The sequence below is a fragment of the Microbacterium sp. Leaf351 genome, from assembly GCF_001423825.1.
GTDB classification, from domain to species: Bacteria; Actinomycetota; Actinomycetes; order Actinomycetales; family Microbacteriaceae; genus Microbacterium; species Microbacterium ginsengisoli.
Genome location: NZ_LMPK01000011.1, coordinates 53,664 through 58,747, shown reverse-complemented (window position 1 = coordinate 58,747; position 5,084 = coordinate 53,664). Strand labels below are relative to the sequence as shown.

The 5,084-nt window shown below is 72.0% G+C and carries 4 protein-coding genes; 2 read left to right on the top strand and 2 right to left on the bottom strand.

Features of this window, described 5'->3' with window-relative positions:
- Positions 1–916 (bottom strand): EfeM/EfeO family lipoprotein (locus ASG00_RS14345; RefSeq protein WP_200930855.1); only part of this gene is annotated, 916 nt, incomplete at its 3' end.
- Positions 913–2,535: an iron uptake transporter permease EfeU gene (gene efeU / locus ASG00_RS04500; protein WP_056207218.1), complete on the bottom strand. Its 1,623-nt coding sequence runs from the start codon at positions 2,533–2,535 to the stop codon at positions 913–915. The genes ASG00_RS14345 and efeU, both read right to left, overlap by 4 nt.
- Before the next feature lie 199 nt (positions 2,536–2,734).
- On the opposite strand from efeU, the gene ASG00_RS04495 reads away from it, so the two are divergent.
- Entirely contained in the window at positions 2,735–3,388 is a 654-nt protein-coding gene (locus ASG00_RS04495; protein WP_156454827.1) for a hypothetical protein, read from the top strand.
- A gap of 8 nt (positions 3,389–3,396) precedes the next feature.
- A partial coding sequence (locus tag ASG00_RS16880) for a non-ribosomal peptide synthetase (RefSeq protein WP_235559138.1) occupies positions 3,397–5,084 on the top strand: 1,688 nt, incomplete at its 3' end.

Here is a 5,084-nt window from a genome sequence, read left to right as displayed (position 1 = left end):
CGATGTGGCTGTACGCCTCCTCCTCGCCGCTGATCTTGCCCGACTGCACCTCTTCGAGGAGGCTCGCTGCGCCGTTCGCGAGGTCCTCCGGCTTGTAGCTGAGCGTCTTCACGAGCGAGTCGAGCGTGGTGACGTTCGTGAGGAGCTCGGCCGCGAGCTGCGTCGTCGACGCCGTGATCGCGCCGGCCTGGAACAGGTCGCGCTCGATGGCATGGAACCCGTGCCAGCCGACGGCGGGATCGAGGTTCGACTCGCGCATGTCGATGAGGTAGTCGAGGCTGCCCGCGTTGTCGGTTGCGGAGTGGCCCGGCAGCACGAACCCGTCGACATCGGACTCGATGCGCTCGTAGAACGGACGCGCGAGCGCGTAGTCGGCCTGCGCCTTCGTGAGGTCGCCGGCGTCGATCGAAGACTTCAGGGTGGCGACCGCGGTCACCATGCTGTCGACGACGCCATCGACGTAGGTCGCGTAGCCCTGGGTGCCCTCTGCCATCAGCGATGCGGCGCTGCCGGTCGGGGTCGCGGCCTGGCCGGTGACGCTGAAGGGGATGGTTTCGGTGGCGGCGCCCGGGCAGTAGAGCTGGTAGCTGCCGCCGTCGAGGGTGACGGTGAAGCTCGCGGAGGAGAGGCCGGGCGCGAGGTTCTCCTTCTCGCCGACGATCCTGTCGCCGCTGAGCAGCTCGATCTCGGTGATGGAGGTCGCGCTCTGGTTCGTCACCGTGAAGGTGACCGGACCTGCGGCGGCAGTCGCCGCGTCGAGGCTGCAGGTGCCCCCGTTGTCGCCGGTGAGCGTCACAGCGACGTGGGTGGCGCCGCCGGAGGCGGTCGCGGAGGGCGCGGCTCCCGCGCTGCATCCGCTCAACACGAGGGCGAGGGTGGCGGCGGCGGTGAGTGGGGCCAGGAGGCGGACGTTCATGAGGTCCTTCCGTGGTCGGCGGCAGCGATGCTGATCGCCGGGGTGGGCGGTTCGGGCGGGGGAGAGGTCGGTGCGGGGTGCGAGCCCCGCGGGGCGCGGGCGCGGTGGCGCAGGGCGCTGATCACCAGCACGGCGGCGGCGATCACGAGTGCGCCGGGAACCTCGGCGCCCCAGAGCACCCGCTCTCCCTCACCCTGCTCGACGGCTGTGGCCGCCGCGCTCGCCACGCTCTGGGCGTCGGGGGCGGTCACCGCGTCGATCGCTGCGGTGTCGGTCACGCTCACGGTACGGGCGTTCTGCAGCCCACCGCCGGTGAGGGTCACGGTGAGGGTGGAATGCGCGCTCGCGTCGAGCAGCCCCGCCCCGGTGAGCCACACCTCGTCGACCTCGGTGCGGTTCCACTGCGCGGTGAAGGGGCCAGGGTTCTGCGCAGCGCTGATGCCGACGGGCACGCGGCCGCCGGCGAGCGTGATCAGGGCGTCGAGGGTGATCGTCGACGGCGCACCGTCGGGGCTCGTCGTCGCCGTCTGCTGCCAATGCTGCGTGGTGACGCCCAGGTGAGTGTCGGATGCCGCGGTCGAGGCGTCGAGCGGCAGATCGGCGGTCGCGCCCGAGGCGTAGGTGAACGCCGCACTGCGCGCGGCGCCGGAATCGGCGATCACGACCGAGCCGGCGGGAGCCTGGGAGGCCTGGTCGACGAGCGCGAGAGAGGAGACCTGCGGCGACGGGATGAGCCAGGCCGTGAGCGCGACGGCGGCGGCGAGCACGAGGCATCCGGTCGCGAGCACCCAGCGCAGGCGCTGCGCCCCGGCGGCGCTCGGGCGCGCGCGGCGCGGCCAGAAGAGGTAGCAGAGCGCCGGAACGAGGTAGGCGACCCAGGCGACGACCTCGATGAGACGCGGGTCGGCGGGGATTCCGAGCACGCCGGTCAGCAGCGCGGCCTGGATGCTGCCCGGCTGCACGATCGCGCTGAGGTCGATCGTGCGCTGCTGGCCCGCGTTGAGCCAGCCGGCCTCGTGCGCGGTCCGCAGGCAGGTGACGACGAGGCCTGCCGCGACGAGCACCAGGAACACGCTCGTCAGGCGGAAGAAGCGGCCGAGATCGATGCGCACCCCGCCGGCGAAGATGCCCCAGCCGAGCAGTGCGGCGAGCGCGATGCCGACGACGGCGCCGAGCGCGGCGAGACCGGCCGACTGGGCGGCGGAGAACGTGGCGAGCAGGAAGACGCTCGTCTCGAAGCCCTCCTTGAGCACCGCGAGGAACGCCATGACGGCGAGAGCGGTCGCGCCACCGCGGCCGAGGGCGTGCTGTGCCTCGGACTCGAGCTCTGCCCGCATCCCCCGGGCGTGTGTGTTCATCCAGACGATCATGAGCGTCACGAAGACCACGGCGACGGCCCCGATGATCGTTTCGAGACCCTCCTGCGCGGCCTGGGGGAGGGCGACCTCGATGAGGCTGAGCGTGACGCCGATGATCAGCGAGAGCATCACGGCCGCGCCGACGCCCAGCCACATCGGCACGAGGCTGCGGCCGTTGCGGCGCAGGAACGCGGCGATGATGCCGACGATCAGGGCCGCTTCGAGGCCTTCACGCAGACCGATGACCAGGGTGGCGAGCATGCCGGACGCACTCGCTTTCGCGACGAGGTGATGAATTCCTTATGAGCTAAGGCTTACCTAACATAGGGTGGCCCGCCCGGTGACGTCCAGTCGACCCGGCCGTGCATAGCGAAAGCTCAGCATGCGACGTCGGAATGCCGCCCGTTCGACTGCCGTTCTTGTTGCTGCGCTACCCTGCTTGCGCGCAGCGGCATACGTCATGGCGCTGCGGAGAGTCGAGGTCGAGATGTCCGAGAAGAAGAAGGCGACGAAGGCCGCCGTCGCGGCCCTGGATGCCGCGGCCCACGCGGCGAAGGACGCGAAAGCGCTCAGCCGGGAGCTCCCCAAGAAGCAGGCGAAGAAGCTCGGAGCGCTCGCCGCCGACGCCAAGGATCTCGCGAACACCTCGAAGAAGAAGATCGCGCGCAGCCCGAAGAAGATCGAGAAGAAGGCGTCGGCGACGCTCGCCCAACTCGAGAAGGCGACCGCCAAGGTCACCCGGAAGATCACGGCGGCGGCCAAGAAGGACGCGGTCGAGGCGCCCGTGACGGCGAAGCCCTCCGCGACGGCGAAGCCGGCGCCGAAGGCCAAGCCGGCGCCGAAGGCGAAGACCCCGTCGAAGGCGAAGCCCGAACCGAAGGCGAAGCCCGAACCGAAGGCGAAGCCCGAACCGAAGGCGAGGTCGGCGTCGGACGTGAAGCCCGAGCCCGCACCCGTGCCGACGGCCCCCATCACGGCGAAGCCCGCTGCGGCGCCCGCCGTCGACCTCGCTGCCCTCACAGTGGTGCAGCTGCGCGGGCGTGCCCGCGCGGCGGGGAGGACCGGATACTCACGCCTCGCCAAGGCGCAGCTGATCGCGCTGCTGTCCTCCTGACCGCCGCGATGCAGATCTACCTCGATCGGGGGGCCGAGGCCGCTCCGCCGCGCACGCTCATCGACGTGCTGCGACAGACCGCTGCGCGGTACCCCGCGGCATCCGCTCTCGACGACGGTCGGGGCGCGCTCAGCTATGCCGAACTGCTCGCCGAGGTGTGGCGGTTCGCGGCCCGCCTGCACGCGGCCGGCGTGCGTCGCGGCGACCGGGTCGGCATTCGCATGCCGTCGGGAGGACGGGCCCTGTACATCGCGATCCTCGGCACGCTGGCGGCCGGGGCGGCGTACGTCCCCGTGGACGCCGACGACCCGCAGGAGCGCGCCGATCTGGTGTTCGGTGAGGCGGGTGTCGCCGGAGTGGTCACCGCCGGCGGCCGGTTCGTGCCGCACGGCGACGGTTCCGAGTCCGCGGTGCAGGTGGAGCTGTTGGCGGGTGAGGCACCCCATCCGAACACGAGCGCCGTACCGATCGTCGAACCGCCCACGGTCGACGACGACGCGTGGATCATCTTCACCTCGGGGTCCACCGGCACGCCCAAAGGCGTGGCTGTCACGCACCGCTCCGCTGCCGCGTTCGTCGATGCCGAGGCGCGGCTCTTCCTCGCCGACGCCCCGCTCGCGCCGGGTGACCGCGTGCTCGCGGGCCTGTCCGTCGCCTTCGACGCGTCGTGCGAGGAGATGTGGCTCGCGTGGCGGCACGGCGCCTGCCTCGTGCCCGCGCCACGAGCGCTGGTGCGTTCGGGCGAGGACCTCGGTCCGTGGCTCGTGGGCCACGGCATCACGGTGGTCTCGACGGTGCCGACCCTGGCCGCGCTCTGGCCGCCGGACGCGGTCGAGAACGTACGCCTGTTGATCTTCGGCGGTGAGGCCTGCCCGCCCGAGCTCGCCGCGCGGCTCGTCTCGCCCGATCGTGAGCTGTGGAACACGTACGGTCCCACCGAGGCGACGGTCGTGGCGTGCGCCGCCCCGCTCGACGGGTCCGTGCCGGTGCGCATCGGCCTTCCGCTCGACGGCTGGGAGCTCGCGGTCGTCGACGCACAGGGCGACCGCGTCGCGGACGGTGAGGTGGGCGAGCTCATCATCGGCGGCGTCGGCCTCGCCCGCTATCTCGACCCCGCCAAGGACGCCGAGAAGTATGCGCCGATGCCCTCGCTGGGGTGGGAGCGCGCCTACCGCTCCGGCGATCTCGTGCGCGCCGATCCCGAGGGACTCGTCTTCCAGGGCCGCGCCGACGACCAGGTGAAGATCGGCGGCCGTCGCATCGAGCTCGGCGAGGTGGAGGCGGCGCTGCAGGCGCTGTCGGCCGTCACAGCGGCGACCGTGGTCGTGCAGCACTCCGACGACGGGCTCGCGCTGCTCGTGGGCTACGTCGTACCCACCGACGACTTCGATCGCGCCGTGGCGCGCGCCGAGCTCGCGCACTCGCTGCCGGCGCCCCTCATCCCGCTCCTCGCGGTCGTGCCGGATCTGCCGGTGCGCACCTCCGGCAAGGTCGACAAGGCGGCCCTGCCGTGGCCATTGACGGATGCCGCCGACTCCGACTCCTCCCTGTCCGGCACCGCCGGCTGGCTCGCCGATCAGTGGGCGGCGGTGCTCGGCATCCGTCCGTCCGATGACGACGCCGACTTCTTCCAGCTCGGCGGCGGATCCCTCGCCGCGGCGCAGCTGGTCTCTCGCATCCGTGCGCGGGCAGCGGA

What these genes read in the sequence shown, in the direction of transcription:
- efeU (WP_056207218.1), bottom strand. Translation starts at nt 2,535, where the DNA reads ATGCTCGCCACCCTGGTCATCGGTCTGCGTGAAGGCCTCGAAGCGGCC.
- ASG00_RS04495 (WP_156454827.1), top strand. Translation starts at nt 2,735, where the DNA reads ATGGCGCTGCGGAGAGTCGAGGTCGAGATGTCCGAGAAGAAGAAGGCG.